This window comes from Candidatus Nitrospira salsa (assembly GCF_965152625.1).
The window spans coordinates 728,057-743,883 of sequence record NZ_CBCUCO010000004.1; the positions used below are offsets into that span (position 1 = coordinate 728,057).

12 protein-coding genes are annotated in these 15,827 nt (G+C 48.4%); 8 read left to right on the forward strand and 4 right to left on the reverse strand.

All coding sequences use genetic code 11. From position 1 onward, the window contains the following. Nucleotides 1-2 precede the first annotated feature (2 nt). From ACWQXP_RS17470 to ACWQXP_RS17485, 4 genes are all read left to right on the forward strand, one after another. Nucleotides 3-1,499: an FG-GAP-like repeat-containing protein gene (locus ACWQXP_RS17470; RefSeq protein WP_454064139.1), complete on the forward strand. Its 1,497-nt coding sequence runs from the start codon at nt 3-5 to the stop codon at nt 1,497-1,499. Between the two features lie 152 nt (nt 1,500-1,651). After that, nucleotides 1,652-3,670, forward strand: coding sequence for a hydantoinase/oxoprolinase family protein (locus ACWQXP_RS17475; protein WP_454064140.1), 2,019 nt, complete (start codon nt 1,652-1,654; stop codon nt 3,668-3,670). 2 nt (nt 3,671-3,672) lie between these two features. Further along, nucleotides 3,673-5,244, forward strand: coding sequence for a hydantoinase B/oxoprolinase family protein (locus ACWQXP_RS17480; RefSeq protein ID WP_454064141.1), 1,572 nt, complete (start codon nt 3,673-3,675; stop codon nt 5,242-5,244). 56 nt (nt 5,245-5,300) lie between these two features. Beyond that, nucleotides 5,301-5,588 (forward strand): hypothetical protein, encoded by a 288-nt coding sequence (locus tag ACWQXP_RS17485; RefSeq protein WP_454064142.1) that lies wholly within the window; start codon nt 5,301-5,303, stop codon nt 5,586-5,588. A 63-nt stretch (nt 5,589-5,651) separates the two neighbouring features. Here the strand turns inward: ACWQXP_RS17485 and ACWQXP_RS17490 are convergent, their stop codons facing one another. Together ACWQXP_RS17490 and ACWQXP_RS17495 are read right to left on the reverse strand one after the other, a co-directional pair. Then, nucleotides 5,652-6,797 (reverse strand): M48 family metallopeptidase, encoded by a 1,146-nt coding sequence (locus ACWQXP_RS17490; RefSeq protein ID WP_454064143.1) that lies wholly within the window; start codon nt 6,795-6,797, stop codon nt 5,652-5,654. A 90-nt stretch (nt 6,798-6,887) separates the two neighbouring features. Beyond that, nucleotides 6,888-8,501 (reverse strand): YjgN family protein, encoded by a 1,614-nt coding sequence (locus ACWQXP_RS17495; protein ID WP_454064144.1) that lies wholly within the window; start codon nt 8,499-8,501, stop codon nt 6,888-6,890. A 337-nt stretch (nt 8,502-8,838) separates the two neighbouring features. Between ACWQXP_RS17495 and ACWQXP_RS17500 the strand changes: the two genes are divergently transcribed. Together ACWQXP_RS17500 and ACWQXP_RS17505 are read left to right on the forward strand one after the other, a co-directional pair. Further along, nucleotides 8,839-9,234, forward strand: a complete 396-nt coding sequence (locus ACWQXP_RS17500; protein WP_454064145.1) for a hypothetical protein — start codon at nt 8,839-8,841, stop codon at nt 9,232-9,234. A gap of 8 nt (nt 9,235-9,242) precedes the next feature. Further along, nucleotides 9,243-9,845, forward strand: coding sequence for an NlpC/P60 family protein (locus ACWQXP_RS17505; protein ID WP_454064146.1), 603 nt, complete (start codon nt 9,243-9,245; stop codon nt 9,843-9,845). Here ACWQXP_RS17505 and lon read toward each other — a convergent pair. Further along, the gene (gene lon / locus ACWQXP_RS17510) at nt 9,787-12,195 is read right to left on the reverse strand and encodes an endopeptidase La (protein ID WP_454064147.1); all 2,409 of its coding nucleotides are present in this window, start codon (nt 12,193-12,195) and stop codon (nt 9,787-9,789) included. The two genes, ACWQXP_RS17505 and lon, sit on opposite strands and share 59 nt — an antisense overlap. A 179-nt stretch (nt 12,196-12,374) precedes the next feature. Further along, a complete protein-coding gene (locus tag ACWQXP_RS17515) occupies nt 12,375-12,776 on the reverse strand; it encodes a CBS domain-containing protein (protein WP_454064148.1) in 402 nt (133 codons plus the stop codon). Nucleotides 12,777-14,002: 1,226 nt separating this feature from the next. Between ACWQXP_RS17515 and ACWQXP_RS17520 the strand changes: the two genes are divergently transcribed. Both ACWQXP_RS17520 and ACWQXP_RS17525 read left to right on the forward strand, forming a co-directional pair. Beyond that, nucleotides 14,003-14,695, forward strand: coding sequence for a TetR/AcrR family transcriptional regulator (locus tag ACWQXP_RS17520; protein WP_454064149.1), 693 nt, complete (start codon nt 14,003-14,005; stop codon nt 14,693-14,695). Continuing rightward, on the forward strand, nt 14,692-15,825 hold the full coding sequence (locus ACWQXP_RS17525) for an ABC transporter permease (RefSeq protein ID WP_454064150.1): 1,134 nt from the start codon (nt 14,692-14,694) through the stop codon (nt 15,823-15,825). The genes ACWQXP_RS17520 and ACWQXP_RS17525 overlap by 4 nt, the downstream gene beginning before the upstream one ends. Nucleotides 15,826-15,827 lie beyond the last annotated feature (2 nt).

Below are 15,827 nucleotides of genomic sequence, written 5' to 3' on the forward strand. Positions count from 1 at the left end.
GAATGAAGTTCTTCTTCCGATTCTTCACGAGGACTCAACTCTGGAGCATCTTGATTATTCTGACGGTTCAACCGGTGTGGGCACAAAATCTTGTATACACACCGACGGCGAGTACTCCTGTGGGACGGACGCCTCAATCGATGGCCACGGGAGATTTTAATCAAGATGGGTTGCTCGACATTGTCACGGTGAATAGTACATCCGATGATGTCTCTATCCTTTTGAGTAATGGGAACGGAACCTTTCGTTCGGCTGTGTTTTTTGGCGTCGGCAAAATTCCCATGGCTGTGGCGACGAGTGATCTCAATGGTGATGATCTGTTAGATCTGGTTGTGGCCACGAGTGGGCTTGATCAGATCGTCGTGTTCTTCGGGCAAGGGACTGGAGTATTTACCAAGGCCGGGAGTTATCCGTCAGGAAAAGGTACGACCTTTGTGGCCTTAAAGGATGTTGATAATAACGGCAGTGTTGATATTGTCACAGCCAATAGTGGGCGATTCGGGTATTATCCTCCTTTTAGTGTGTCAGTGCTGTTCAATAAGGGAGCCGGGAAATTTGGTGAGCCGACATTTTATGAAACAGATGGTCGGAACGGGATGTTTCCAACTGGCGTGTATGTTCAAGACCTGACCGGTGATGATCTTGTGGATATAGCCGTGACGTGGAGTCAGGCAAGTTGGCGTACCCCGAACGGGGTGATTTCATTGCTGGCTAATCAAGGCCAGGGCCAATTCAAATTACAGGGTGAGATCAGAGCGGGGCTGTCGTTGAGTGCGATTACAGGGGCAGATTTGAATGGGGATGGACGTGGAGATTTGGTGACGACAAGTGTCTTTTCCGATAGTGTCATTGTCCTGTTGCAAGGCAAGGACGGGCAATTTGTGAATCGAGGATCAATTAAAGTGGGGTTTAGTCCGGTCGCGGTCACCATTCGTGATTTAGATGGTGATGATGAATTAGATCTGGTGGTGACCAATCGAGATTCGAATAGTGTGTCAGTTCTCCTCGGCAACGGAGTGGCAACCTATCAGAAAGCTGGGAACTTCGGTGTCGGGGCAGTCCCATCGGCAGTCGTCGCTGAAGATTTTGATTTGGACGAGTTGCCGGACCTTGTGACAGCTGATAGCGATTCCGATGCGATTTCGGTGCTTCTGAGCGGTGGGGGAGCTATTCCGCTTGCGACGATGAGTACGGACTCCGTCGAATTTGAAGCCGATAGTGCTCAGTCGGATTCTCGTGAGCAAACTGTACGACTTTCCAATATAGGGCTGGGCCCGCTTCAGGTAATGAATGTCGAACTGGTGGGTAAAAATCCGGAAGCCTTTTCACTGACAGATAATCAATGTGTGAAGGCTAAGTTGTCGACAGGTTCGTCATGTACCATGCAGATTGTCTTTACCTCGGTCTCGCACGGGAGTCATACCGCGATGATAAAGGTTCTAGATAACAGTAGTGGCAGTCCAAGAGTCGTTGCGCTGAAAGGGACATTCAAAGGGTAAGTTAGGTTCATTCGTTCAATAAGACCTTCTGCATTCCTCCAGGGCTTTTCTCTCGATCCTCCTCGGTAGTTCAGATATTATCTCCGCACAGTAGTTCTGAATTGATCCTGATACATGTGTTAGGTTTTTGTTGGGAGGCATGACGTTTTGATATGCAAATGACAGGTGGTCTAGGGCAACGAATTGGTATAGACATCGGAGGGACGTTTACTGATTTTGTTGTTCATGACGACACGAATGGAACCGTGCAAAGTTTTAAACGTCTGTCGACACCTGCTTCTCCGGAGATCGCGGTACTTGAGGGGTTAAAGACCATTCCAGACATTGGTTCCCGAGTTGTCGTTCACGGGTCAACGGTGGCGACCAATGCTCTGTTAGAGCGAAAGGGGTCATCAACGGCTTTAATCACGACCAAGGGGTTTCGGGATCTGTTGGTAATTGGCCGACAGACACGAGAGCAATTGTATGATTTAGTGCCTGAGCCTCTTCTTCCATTAATTCCGCCAGAGCGGTGCTTTGAAGTCACGGAGCGTGTGGATTATCAAGGGAGGGTTGTGACACCACTTGACCTAACGGAGGTTGGACGCATCATTGAATCTTTACAGGATCAACGAATCGAATCCGTGGCTGTAAGTTTTTTGTTTTCTTTTGTTTTTCCCGATCATGAACGTTTGGTGGCCGATCGCCTTCGAGATGCCGGTTTTTTTGTGACGGCATCACATGAACTGGTTCCGGAATTTCGTGAGTATGAACGAACGAGTACAACCGCGATCAACTCCTATGTATCTCCAGTGCTCGATCGATATCTGGTTCGAATCCAGCAAAAGATGGAGCCGTCTGAATTTCATATTTTACAGTCCAATGGTGGAAGATTATCCGTTGAACAGGCTCGCGGCCAAGGGGTGCGTTCTATTCTATCAGGCCCGGCAGGGGGCGTTGTGGGTGCGAGGTATGTAGCCAAACTTGCCGGCTATGAACATCTCATGACATTTGATATGGGAGGAACTTCGACGGATGTCTCTCTCGTCACCGATCATCTTCATGTGACGAATGAGGCGACGGTTGGCGGATTGCCTATTCGTGTGCCTGTCCTTGATATTCATACTGTTGGTTCAGGAGGCGGGTCGATTGCATATCAGGATGCAGGGGGCGGGCTGCGAGTTGGACCTCAAAGTGCAGGCGCAGATCCCGGTCCGGTTTGTTACGGACGTGGTGGTCAGCAGCCGACGGTTACGGACGCCAATGTTCTTCTCGGCCGTCTTCCGCACGATTGGTTCTTAGATGGGTCAATGACGTTAGATCACGTCAAAGCTGCTGAAATACTTACTCTGTTAGGAAGAAGCCTTTCACTTCCTCCGCAATCAATACTGGATAAGATGCAAGCCTTAGCCTTTGGCATCGTGCAGGTTGTGAATGCTCATATGGAGCGGGCCATGCGAGTCATTTCTGTAGAACGTGGGCATGATCCAAGGGATTTTACTTTAGTGTCTTTTGGAGGCGCAGGTGGTCTACATGCGTGTGATGTGGCGAGGCAATTGAATATTCCGCGCGTGGTGATTTCTCCAAAGGCCGCGACACTTTCTGCCTTGGGTATGCTGTCGGCCGATGCGCAAGTCGACTATGTGCATACCTTAATGATCGCAGGGGATGTGTCCTATGAAGAACTCGAACAGCGAGCCGAACCTCTTGTGAAACGAGGAGTGAAGGACCTTCAGCGTCAAGGTTTTGATGCCGAATCCATTGAGGTCATCAGGGAAATAGATATGCGGTACCGGGGACAGTCCTTTGAATTGAGTGTATCGCTCACTTCAGAATTTCGAACTCAGTTTGATGCGTTTCATCAACAACGTTATGGTTTTTGTCACGACGATGCGCAAACCGAGATCGTGAACGTTCGAGTTCGAGTCATCGGGATGGTCTCGCCTCCTGTTCTTCCAACGTATCAACCAGCACATTCAGATGTGAGAGAAGCGATCTGGTGTCGACGTCCAGTGGTGCTTCACGGACAGATTGATACGGTTCCTCATTATCGTGAATCGCTTTTGCAAGTGGGCCATCGGGTCGAAGGTCCGGCTATTATTGTCCTGGCGGATACGACCATTTATTTAGGATCAACCGATTCGGCTCTTGTTGATCAGTATCGAAATCTGGTGATTGACGTTGGAGCATAAGCATGGATGACCCCATTCGGATAGAAATGATGAAACATCTCTTTGTGTCGGTGGCTGAAGAGATGGGCGTACGGCTGCAGCGTGCCGCATATTCTCCCAATATTAAAGAACGGCGTGATTTCTCCTGTGCCGTATTCGATGCCAATGGACAGTTAGTTGCGCAGGCCGCTCACATCCCTGTGCATCTTGGTGCGATGCCGCTCTCTGTACAAGCTTGTTTGCAAGCTCTTACTTTCTCTCCCGGTGATGTCGCGATGGTGAATGATCCGTATCAGGGTGGGACGCATCTTCCAGATATCACCATGGTATCGCCACTTTTTAGTCCAAAGAATGGACGTGACGAGCTCATGGGGTTTGTGGCCAACCGAGCGCATCATGCAGATATTGGAGGAATGTCGGCGGGGTCGATGCCGTTATCGGAAGAAATTTACCAGGAGGGCGTCATTATTCCCCCTCTGAAATTGGTATGCGGTGGTGTCATCAATCAGGACGTGTGGAATTTATTTTTGGCTAATGTTCGAACACCCACTGAACGAGCGGGTGATCTTCATGCGCAAATGGCTGCAAATACTATCGGAATCAATCGCATGCAGGGTTTGATGCAGCGCTATGGGGTTGAGCAAGTGAGTCAGGATATGGCGGCATTGATTGATTATGGCGAACGGATGACACGTCGGCTTCTCGCAGAGTTACCGAATGGGTCCTATTGTTTTGAGGATCGACTTGATGACGATGGAGTGACGACTGAACCGGTGACGATCAAGACCTCAATCACGATTAATGGAGACGACGTGACCGTCGACTTTACTGGAACGGATTCCCAACGAGCGGGGAGCATCAACGCAGTGTACCCCGTTACGCTTTCAGCAACCGTCTATGTGTTTCGATGTCTGCTCGGACTCGATATCCCAGCGAACAGTGGGTGTATGAAGCCTATTCATCTAGTTGCGCCGGAAGGTACGGTTGTGAATGCACGGTCTCCTGCGGCTGTGGCCGGAGGGAATGTTGAGACCTCGCAACGGATTGTTGATGTGGTGTTAGGGGCTTTGGCGCAAGCCTGTCCCGAACGTATTCCAGCTGCCAGTCAGGGGACCATGAATAATGTGGCGATTGGAGGATGGGACCTTGGCCGTCGACAGCCGTTTTCGTATTATGAAACCATTGGCGGAGGGATGGGTGCCAGGCCGACTGGCCATGGTGCAAGTGCAGTCCATTCTCACATGACGAACACCTTAAACACACCGGTTGAAGCGTTGGAGTATGCCTATCCCTTTCGAGTCACGCAATATTCTGTGAGGTCGGGGTCTGGCGGGCAGGGGAAATTTTCTGGAGGTGATGGAATTTGCCGAACGTATGAGTTTTTGCAGCAAGCACATGTGACGATCCTTTCCGAACGCCGCACTCATGGGCCATATGGTTTGATTGGCGGGCAGCCGGGACTAGCAGGACGAAATCAGTTGCAGCGCGAGGGCGAGAAGAAAGAATTGCCGGCGAAATGTCGCATTGTTGTCCAATCGGGTGATATCCTCACGATCGAAACCCCTGGAGGCGGAGGATATGGCGAAGCGCAATAGGAAAACGATTTAATGAAAAGTCAAAAGCAAGATACATTGGAGAAGGAGAATTCATAATGGCTGATGAAAAGCAAAAAGAAACTGACCCTGAAAAACTAGCGCTGTTGTATGAACGGTTCAAAGATGTCTGTCTTGTGGAGAAAGAAGTGTGGAAAGAAATCTATATGCCGCCCAGCCAAATGACGCAAGGTGCAGTGATGACCAATAGGCAAGAGCGGTATGAGGTGATTATCGATGATGAAGACATTGAAGATACACTTGAAGCCAATATCCCCCTTGGAAGTAAATCACTGGCTGCGGCGATTCAAGAATATAAATCTCACATTAGTTTTGCAAAGAAGTGAATTTTACTAGAGAGCAGACGGAAGAAGGATAGGGGAAATGAACGGATGGTGTGTTCCCCTAATTTACGCGGACGTTTTTTGCAAATGGCCGCACATTTTTCGAATCTGAGTCCATTCTGTCTCGGGCAATAACTCTATGGAGGATTTGAATGTTGAAGGAATAAGGTTTTGTAATCGTTGAATGCGTGCTTCGGTTGATGGATGAGTGTGTAAATATTGTGCAGTATGCTTGGAAGGTTTTTTCTTTTCGTTAAGTTTTTCATTGATGGTGCGAAAAAAGTTCAGCATGCCTTCTGGGTCGATTCCCGAGCGAAGTAATAATTGAAGGCCTTCTTGATCAGCTTGCTCTTCGACATTTCTGGTATACGAGAGCGTTTGGAGAACATGTGCGGCTTGAAGTCCGAACGTCATAATCCCGCTGACGTCTCCGCTTAGGGCTCCTACTACGAATCCCATTGAAAAATTCTGTACTAAAAGTCGCATGCCATGACGCTGTAAAATATGTTGCATTTCATGGGCGAGGACTCCAGCCATTTCTTCTGCTGTTTCAGTATGTTCAAGTAATCCTCGAAACACTAGAATTTGTCCCCCCGGCGCCGCGAGTGCGTTGACGGTTGGGCTGTCCACTACATGTATTTGAAACGAATAGGGATTTAACTCAACCGAATGAGCCAGTGTGGTGACGATGGTTTCGAGAGAGTCGACGACTTGAGGGTTTGTGCATTGTGTTTCAGGAGGAGCTAATTTTGTGGCCATGAATTGGCCCAATTCTTTTTCCCAAGCTGTTGGAATGAGCCTGGTGACTGGACCTGAGACCCATGGTATGCCCCAAGTAAAGGCTGCCCACAAGAGCGGAATACTGGCGAGACCCGCGAGGCCTGTCATCAGCATTCGCCATCGGCGACGTGCGGGATTGTGAATGTGTGTCACCAAGTCTGGTGAGATGGTATGAAGGCAATCCAAGATGGCCGTATCGGATACCGTGAGAACTTCACAAATTCCACTCCCCCGTTCAAACCGCACTTCTTCCCCGGAATATTTTCCCTGAGTTTGTCGGATCTCTTGATACTGCCATGACAATTGGCTTCCCGATTGAGCGATGATCTGGAGGCCGGATGGTCGTACCTGAATGGTGACTCGGTGCGGTGAGGCGGACACGCCATCATAATAGATGCCAGGCCATTCGGTTTGAAGGGTAGTGGAAGTCACGAGTTAATAAGAAAATTTTGAGAAATATTATGATTCAATCGAAAATACTCTGCTGGACTTTTCTTTGACGAGATACGTTCAATTGACTCATTACCCGAGGTCAAAGCCCGTATCGAAGAATCCTGCTAACTCTTCTCCGGTTGGAGATGCATCCAGGGTGTCCTGTTCGATACGATGAAGGTCAAGGGGCCCGTTGAGGCCTGTGTAATAATAGAAAAACTGTAGATTACGAACTTGAACCCATGGCCAAGCCATCCCTAATGTACTGACGAGAAGAAATAGATGGCCAAGTCGTAGTTCAAATATTTTCCAGGCTGTTACGGTCGAAAAGAACCGTGCGTCGTTGAATTTTGTATGATTCCAGAAAAAACATTGCCGAGCCGCTTGCAGGTAAAACCATGGGACAATAAGACCGATCCCGGCAATGATTGGAAGGGAGCTAGAGGCAACCATGATTGGTTTCATGTCAGTCAGGGGCATGGAGAGGTACAGGGTCATTACGGCAAAGGTCAGGCTGCTTAATAGTGTGACGGTCATCAAATAGAGGGCGCCGGCCTTACTGTAAATCGCGAAGAGGTCTCTGCCGGTTCCGTCGTAGTCGAACGTTTGGCTTCCACATTGAGAATGTGTGACAAGGTAGTGTCGACGGGCATTTTCAAAGAATGGATAATAAATGCCGAGGGTAAGCGCGGTGAGAACGGAACCCTTGAGCCAGAGTTTGGAATATTCCGCAACAGTTCCACGAAACGAGAATCGAATGTTATTCAAGGACGTTCGACTCATGCGGTATCGATGCGCTCCGACGACGGCGACGGGGATGAAGCAGAGAAAGAGCATTCCGGCGATGCCTTGTGAAATATACTGCGGCACGCTTTGCCAAAGAAACGGAAGCGCACTGAAGGACAGATAGGGAAGACCAAAGACGAGCATGGCTTTCATCCATCCTGTCAACAGTTCTTTCCCTGTACCATGATAGGCAAACCTGGCGCCGGCAAAACTCGTTTGACTATTGAGGAAAGCTCGAACACGTGCTCGTCCCCAGAATGAATAGATGCCCAGAGTGATGAGTGTCAGGAAACTATTGACGATAAATATGCCAAAGAGTGATTGTCCGTTTCCCCAAAATAGTGGGTATCTGACTCGATTCGGTGAGGTAGAGCTTTCTGGTGTCAGGACGACCGGCATTGGTGGTTCGTCGTATGACGGCTCGTCGTGTGGAGGTGCGTCAGTGATGACGGAATCGGATTCTTCGATAGGCTTTGTCTGCTCAGGGGTGAGCCATTCTTGTGAATCCGTGAGGTTGAGTTCTATGGGCACATCATCTGGAGATTCTGATACTTCTGAGTCAGCATCAGTTTGGTCTTTGTCGTCGCCAATTGCTGTTGGCTGCCAGCCAGCTACTATAGAAGGTTGGTTCGTCTCTTGTGATTTTTCTAAAGTATTGGAAATGTCCTCTGTGGGCTTGCCAACATCATCATGTATGGATTGTGTTTCCTGAACGGGTTTGGCTGATGGTGAAGGCCATGCCGTTTGAGTTTTGGCGGAAGACGTTGATGGCCATGCTGCTGAAGCGGATTTCCCACCCGTGATGACTGGAGCGGGTTCCTCTAAGCTGAATAAACTGACTCCACACGAGACACATTCTTCCGTTTGGGGTTGTTGCTTACCGCACTCCGGGCAAGTCAGCTCTGTAGCAGTATCCATTTCGGTCTTCCTTCGTGTTCATTTCCAATGTGGGGGAATGTGATATATTGATCATGAGTGTCGAGACATGCTTGAATCTAACGATGTATCGGCAAAAACAAGCGGAAACCTAAATAAACGGATGCTTGGAGCTTGGGTTTTTGAAGGCGAGACAAGGGGAAAGGGTGAAAAAATGTCTGTAGCGGTTTTTTGGCGTCAGCTATGTGGTCGGAGATGCCGATGAGTGAGAATAGTGAGAAATGTGGAAGTGAAAATAAGTAGGTGTAGATGGCATGTATGGGGCATGCTGTTGCTCGTCTGCCTTACGGGTATATGGGGATGTACCTCTCCGTCTTCAATGTCACAGGAGAAACAGGCACGGCAATACGTTCAAGAACGATCTCCTATTCAAGTTCGTGATCTTGCAGGGGTATGGGAATATGAAGAGGGAAACGTCGTCTATCCATTAACTTTCGATCAGAAAGGGAACGGAATCTATGAATGGAAAGACGGTCAATTTACGACAATGAGTGTCATTGATCGAATCTGGAAAGGTACTTGGTCTCAGCGAGAAAATGACCGAGAAGGAGGATTTGAAATACAATTATCGGACAATCTTTTAACTGCCACTGGGCGGTGGTGGTATACTCGCATTGAACAGGACCATAATCCCTCGGATCCAGGAGGGACTTTTACACTCAAACGACAGTCTGATGAAAATGAATATGATGGAGAGCCTGTGAAGGGTTTCTGATGAAAATCATGATGACTAAACTTACATGTGTCGTCCTTCTGATGTTTGTCGGCGGGTGCCAAAGTGCTCCCCGACATACGACGAATCCCATTGGCAGCATCCATGCATCGACAACGGTCACGCTCTCGAATGAGGACGCAGTCAAGCGATCATTGTATGCGCAATTAGATGAATGGGACGATGTGGAGTATGACTATGGTGGGCTCAGCAAGGATGGTGTCGATTGTTCTGGGTTTGTCTATCTCACCTATCAGTCTCACTTTGGAGTCACATTGCCGCGGACAGCGGATCGGCAATCGTCTGTTGGACTACTAGTTGCCCAAAGTCATCTGCGTCCTGGAGATCTCGTGTTTTTTAAAATAGGTCGTAGGACTAAACATGTAGGTATTTTCGTTGAAGGGCGACAATTCATCCATGCCTCAAAAAGCCGTGGAGTGATGATGTCGAGTTTAGATCATGTGTATTGGTCGAAAAAGTATTGGAAGGCCAAACGAGTTGAAACGCGTTCAGTCGCTGCGACACACATTCCTGAGCCTTCCATTTACGATTCTACTAATGTTGAATTGGCGCAGTCTTTGCTGTCGGTCTCGGTGGTGAGGTCATCTTCTTGACAGGTGGTGGCGTTTGTAAGACCTGATGCAGGACCTCATCAATTGTTTCCACAAACACGACGTTGATATCGTGCTTGACTTGCTCTGGGACATCTTTGAGGTCTTTTTTATTGGCTTTTGGTAGCAGGATACGCCGGAGGCCAACGCGATGAGCCGCAAGAATTTTCTCTTTAATCCCACCTACGGGTAACACCATTCCGCTGAGATTGATCTCTCCGGTCATCGCCGTATCGTGTCGAACCGGAATGCGTAAAAATAGTGAGGCGAGCGCGCTCGCCATGGTGACGCCTGCTGACGGACCATCTTTGGGAATCGCGCCTTCGGGCACGTGGATATGGAGGCCGTTTCGTTTAAATAAGGAGATGGCAAGTCCCATGGTCTCAGCTCTAGACCACAAATAGCTTCGAGCTGCTCGAGCGGATTCTTGCATGACATCGCCAATTTGACCAGTAATGGTCAGGTCACTGCCTCCGGGAAGAAGAGTACTTTCAACGTACAAGACGTCTCCGCCAGCCTCGGTCCAGGCTAACCCCGTGGCGACACCTACGGGAAGTTCCTTCCGTCCTTCTTCAGGCAGAAAGCGCTCCACCCCGAGCATTTCACTTAAATCGAGGTTGCGAATAAAAATGGGTTCTGGCGTGTTCTCGGGAGAACGCTCTGCAAGCTGTAAGGCGACTTTTCGTGTGAGACGCGCCAGTTGCTGTTCGAGTTGCCGGACCCCAGCTTCCCTTGTGTATCGATTAATGATGTGTGGAATCACGTCATCGTGCAATGTCACTTCTTTGTCAGTCAGGCCTGCCTCTTTCTCTTGACGAGGCCACAGATAGCGAATAGCAATTTCCAGTTTTTCCTGTTGGCTATATCCGGGCAATCGAATAACTTCCATTCGGTCTAACAACGGTCGCGAGATCGAATCCAACGTGTTAGCCGTGGTGATGAACATGATTTTTGAAAGGTCAAAGGCCAGATCCAGATAGTTATCGCGAAACGTATGGTTTTGAGCCGGGTCAAGAATTTCTAACAGTGCTGATGCCGGATCTCCGCGAAAATCTGTTCCGACTTTATCAACCTCATCGAGCATCAACACTGGATTGTTCGAGCCGGCACGTCGAAGCGCTTGAATAATGCGACCTGGCATGGCGCCAACATACGTGCGTCGATGTCCGCGTAATTCCGCTTCATCATGAAGCCCACCCAGGCTGATGCGTTCAAACTTTCGATTGAGTGCACGTGCGATCGATTGGCCTAAGCTGGTTTTTCCAACTCCCGGTGGTCCGACCAGGCATACGATTGGGGCTTTGGCTGAGGGATTGAGTTTCAAGACGGCCAAATGTTCCAGGATACGTTCTTTGACATCTGGAATACCATAGTGATCTTCGTCGAGTACGGTTCGGACATGAGACAACTCAAGACTATCCTCGGTGGTCGTAGTCCAGGGAAGCTCAAGAACAAGTTCTAAATAACTACGAATGACTTGATGATCAGGTGCCGTTGGCGGAAGTTTGGCCAGGCGTTTGACTTCCCGAGTGGCTTCGGTTTTAACGGCTTCAGGTAACTTCGTTTCCTCAATACGTTTTTTGAGGTGAGCGACGTCTCCTTCTTCATGCTCGCCCTCCATCTCACCTAACTCTTGTTGGATTTCTTTTAGTTGTTGGCGGAGAAAATACTCTCGTTGAGATTTTCCAATTTCAGCTTGGGCCTGACTGGCAATTTGGTGACGAAGCTTGAGAATTTGCAGTTCATGGGACAAGGCCGCATAGACTTTTCGAAGAATATCAGTGAGTTGGGACTCTTCTAGTAAGGCCTGTAATTGTTCGACACTCATATTGAGAAGCGGAACTAACCGATAGGCCACTGATAGAGGATTCTTTTCCGCACGCAAAACATTGACAATCTCCGAGACGCCTTCATTCGTCATGAGATTGGTGAGCTCACCAACAAGATCGAGCAGGGCGCGATGTAGAGCTTCGATCTCGTGGCTTGAGTCCGTTGGGATATCCAACTGACGAGCCCGAGCGATGAGATATGGATCGCTCTCCTCCATTTTCAAAAGCACCATTCGATCGACGCCTTGCACTAAGATATTTAAGTGGCCCTCTGCCGTTTTCACCATTTGCTTAATGAGGGCTTTCGTACCGATTTGATAGAGATCCTCAAACTTTGGATCTTCTTGTTCGAAATCGCGCTGAGCTGAAAACAGAATCGCTTTATCTTCGCTGTTCATGGCCGCCTCAACGGCAGCAATAGATCGGGCGCGGCCAATCGTGAAGGGGACCAGCGTTTCCGGAAACAAGACGGTTCGTTTCACCGGAACAACGGGTAGACTCGTGATGATTCCTTCATCGCTCATCGTATGCTCCTTGCTGGTTCTTTATCATTTTCGTAATTGTTTTCTATTGCTCTGACCTTCCATGTACCTAGATAGTCATGAATACTAAGGAGTCAACCCTCATTCACCTCTCCGCGTCATTGGTCATTAGTACTGACCTTAAGCCGCAATGATGTCTGTCTCTTGAAACACGCTAGATATTACCGTTCTTTCAAGTGCACGAGGATATCTCGTAATGAGATAAGGCCGACAATATTTCCTGACTCTGTGACTAGAAGATAGCGGACTCCCTGTTGCTTCATCATCTCGTAGGCTTCTTCAATTGGCCAGGTGGGTTCGACCGTAATCATTGGTGATGTGATAATGGATTCGACCTTGGTATTGTGCAAATTTTTGTCGTCAGCCACAACCTTTCGGATAATGTCTGTCTCAGACACTAAGCCAATAATCGTCGAGTCCGGATCGCGAAGTAATTTTCCTGTTCGTTCAACAAGGAGAGAGCCGATACCTTCAGCTCTCATGCGTTTCGCCGCTTCAATAACTGAAGATGTACAAGAGATAGATTTGAGGTTAGTGATCATCACATCGGCTAACTTTGACATCGTTACACCCCTTAAGAAGTGAATGGTACGTCCAATGGATGAGTGGGAAGCCTTCTTCCCATGGAGCATGGTTCGCGAAAGACCAAGGTCGTAGGGCTTATGTGATGGAGTCCTCTATATTGTAGCACTGGACGAGGGTTATCGCTTGTCTTGCGATTAGGAGAAGTTTATGGAGGGTGATGATCGGCGTAGTTGGGTTATAGCGAATTCAAATAAGTTTCATGAGGTACTTAGGCACGATGTTTCAATATACCAATAGCTTATGGACAATCATTCCTTATTGAAAACACTTGTTCAAGATGAACACGCGATTAGAGGTGCCCTAGGACACGAACGTGTCACGGGCCATTGGTTTTTGGAAGTCCGAACCTTCCCCGCGACTCCCTCGGTGTACTGAATATGGGGTTTAAAGGTGCCCTAGGACACGAACGCATAACACGCTATTGGTCTTTGGAAATCCGAACCTTCCCCGCGACTCCCTCGGTGTACTGAATATGAGGTTTAAAGGTGTCCTAGGACACGAACGTAGAACTCGCCATTGGTCTTTGGAAGTCTAAACCTTCCCCGAAACTCACTCGGTGTACTGAAATATGAGGTTTAAAGGTGTCCTAGGACACGAACGTAGAACTCGCCATTGGTCTTTGGAAGTCTAAACCTTCCCCGAAACTCACTCGGTGTACTGAATATGAGGTTTAAAGGTGTCCTAGGACACGAACGTGTCACGGGCCATTGGTCTTTGGAAGTCCAACCCTTCCCCGAGACTTATTCGGTGTACTGAATATGAGGTTTAAAGGTGTCCTAGGACACGAACGTGTCACGGGCCATTGGTCTTTGGAAGTCCAACCCTTCCCCGAAACTCACTCGGTGTACTGAATATGAGGTTTAAAGGTGTCCTAGGACACGAACGTGTCACGGGCCATTGGCCTTTGGAAGTCCAACCCTTCCCCGAAACTCACTCGGTACACTGAATGTGCGATTAGAGGTGCTCTAGGACACGAACACAGGACACGGTGGAGATCAAAATTTAGCAATTTGGCATTCTATCGATCCGGTATTATTGAAATGGCTATAAGTGTAGAGTTTTGGCTATTTCCACAACGTTCCCTAATTTTTGACGTGAGAGCTTAACCATGCCCTGTACAAACGCTGAACTGATTTCTTGTTGACAATAATTCAAGGGGCGATTTATTCTTTCAGGTAAGTGAATACTCACTTATGGGCTACCTATGAAACCTTCCACGCGCAATGGCCAATCGCCTCGAATCACAGGGGCAGAACGAAAGGCCAGTATTATCGCTTCGGCGGCTCACCTCTTTGCCGCCAAAGGATTTACTGGGACAAAGACAAAAGCCATTGCTGAACGTGCTGGCGTGAGCGAAGCGTTGTTGTTTAAACACTTTCCCACGAAGAGTGATTTATATGCAGCCATTTTGGTTAAGGAATCTCCAATCCCCGACATTCTTCCTGAGTTGAAAGCGGTAGCGGAACAGCGTGACGATCTCAAGGTGTTTGCATTTATTGCCAAAACGATTGTTAGACAATCCCCAGACATTCAGTTGATGCGGCTGTTGTTGTTTAGTGCACTTGAGGAGCATGAACTGTCAGATATGTTTTTCCAGAACCATGTTCGCGTGTTTTACGATTTCTTGTCGAATTATATAAGCAGTCGTATTCGGGATGGGGCCTTTCGTCCTCTTGATCCACTGCTTGCGGCCCGCGCGTTCATGGGGATGTTGATCTACCATCGTCTCTTAAGCCAATTATTTCAAATGCCCGTGACACAAAAACCGCAGGAAATTGAGGAAGCCTTTGTCTCGATTTTTCTCGATGGTCTGCGAGCTGGAAAAATTTACACGGAAATGCCTCATCATGTGACACGTCAGGCCTCTCAACCTTCACGGAGAAAAAAACGCGTATGAATTTCGTAGCGCTGAAAATGCTCTTTGGAGATCGGGCGAAGTATTTGATGTTGTTGGCAGGTTTAACTTTTTCGACGATGCTCATCGTCCAGCAGGGCTCAATCTTCTGGGGACTCATGATGTACTCGCAATCTGGCATTAGTAACATTCAGGCGCCGGTCTGGGTCACGGATCCCAACATTAATCAAGTCGATGAGGTGAAGCCTTTAGCTGATACGGCTGTGACGATCGTGAGAAGTGTGCCTGGAGTAGAATGGGCGGTTCCACTGTATAAAGGTGTGCAGCGTGCGAGGTTAGCTGATGGGAACTATCAACAAATTTCTTTAGTGGGGCTGGATGCCGCTACATTGCTGGGACGTCCTCATACAATTTTCGAAGGGTCGATTGAGGAACTTCGTTCGCCGGATACCGTCGTCTTGGATCAATGGGCGGTGGAACGCTTGGGTGGTCCGGATGTCATCAAGCTTGGAACCGTATTTGAAATTAACGACCGGAAAGCTCGGGTTGTTGGAATTGCTGATACTCAAAAAAGCTTTCAAAATATTCCTTTTGTCTACACAACCTATGAGCGTGCGTTGAGTTATTCGCCACCTGAGCGACGAATGTTGTCCTATGTGATCGCGAAGCCTGTTTCGGGGGTGACGCCGGAGTCTCTGGCGAGACGTATCGAAGCCGAAACAGAGCTGGGCGCATTTACGGATAAAGAGTTTTCGTGGAAAACCATTCAATGGGTCTTGAAAAACACTGGGATTGGAGTCAATTTCGGCACAACCGTCTTGTTAGGGTTTATCGTGGGCATGGCGATTTCCGGGCAGACGTTTTATCTCTTTACGGTTGAAAATTTAAAACAATTTGGAGCACTGAAAGCCATTGGCGCGAGTACGGGTATGTTAGCCCGTATGATTCTTCTTCAAAGTTTTTTAGTGGGGTTCATTGGCTATGGAATCGGGATTGGGTTAGCGACCATCTTTGGACTGACCGCAGCGAGCAATGAGCAGCTGCCGTTTGTCGAAACGTGGCCCCTATTAGGTGGAGTATTGGTTGCCTTATTGGGGATTTGTGGTTTATCAAGTGCCATTAGCATTCGCAAATTATCCAAACTAGAGCCAGCCATTGTGTTTAGAGGGTGACC

What these genes read in the sequence shown, in the direction of transcription:
- ACWQXP_RS17470 (WP_454064139.1), top strand. Translation starts at nt 3, where the DNA reads ATGAAGTTCTTCTTCCGATTCTTCACGAGGACTCAACTCTGGAGCATC.
- ACWQXP_RS17475 (WP_454064140.1), top strand. Translation starts at nt 1,652, where the DNA reads ATGCAAATGACAGGTGGTCTAGGGCAACGAATTGGTATAGACATCGGA.
- ACWQXP_RS17480 (WP_454064141.1), top strand. Translation starts at nt 3,673, where the DNA reads ATGGATGACCCCATTCGGATAGAAATGATGAAACATCTCTTTGTGTCG.
- ACWQXP_RS17485 (WP_454064142.1), top strand. Translation starts at nt 5,301, where the DNA reads ATGGCTGATGAAAAGCAAAAAGAAACTGACCCTGAAAAACTAGCGCTG.
- ACWQXP_RS17495 (WP_454064144.1), bottom strand. Translation starts at nt 8,501, where the DNA reads ATGGATACTGCTACAGAGCTGACTTGCCCGGAGTGCGGTAAGCAACAA.
- ACWQXP_RS17500 (WP_454064145.1), top strand. Translation starts at nt 8,839, where the DNA reads ATGTCACAGGAGAAACAGGCACGGCAATACGTTCAAGAACGATCTCCT.
- ACWQXP_RS17505 (WP_454064146.1), top strand. Translation starts at nt 9,243, where the DNA reads ATGATGACTAAACTTACATGTGTCGTCCTTCTGATGTTTGTCGGCGGG.
- lon (WP_454064147.1), bottom strand. Translation starts at nt 12,195, where the DNA reads ATGAGCGATGAAGGAATCATCACGAGTCTACCCGTTGTTCCGGTGAAA.
- ACWQXP_RS17515 (WP_454064148.1), bottom strand. Translation starts at nt 12,776, where the DNA reads ATGTCAAAGTTAGCCGATGTGATGATCACTAACCTCAAATCTATCTCT.
- ACWQXP_RS17520 (WP_454064149.1), top strand. Translation starts at nt 14,003, where the DNA reads ATGAAACCTTCCACGCGCAATGGCCAATCGCCTCGAATCACAGGGGCA.
- ACWQXP_RS17525 (WP_454064150.1), top strand. Translation starts at nt 14,692, where the DNA reads ATGAATTTCGTAGCGCTGAAAATGCTCTTTGGAGATCGGGCGAAGTAT.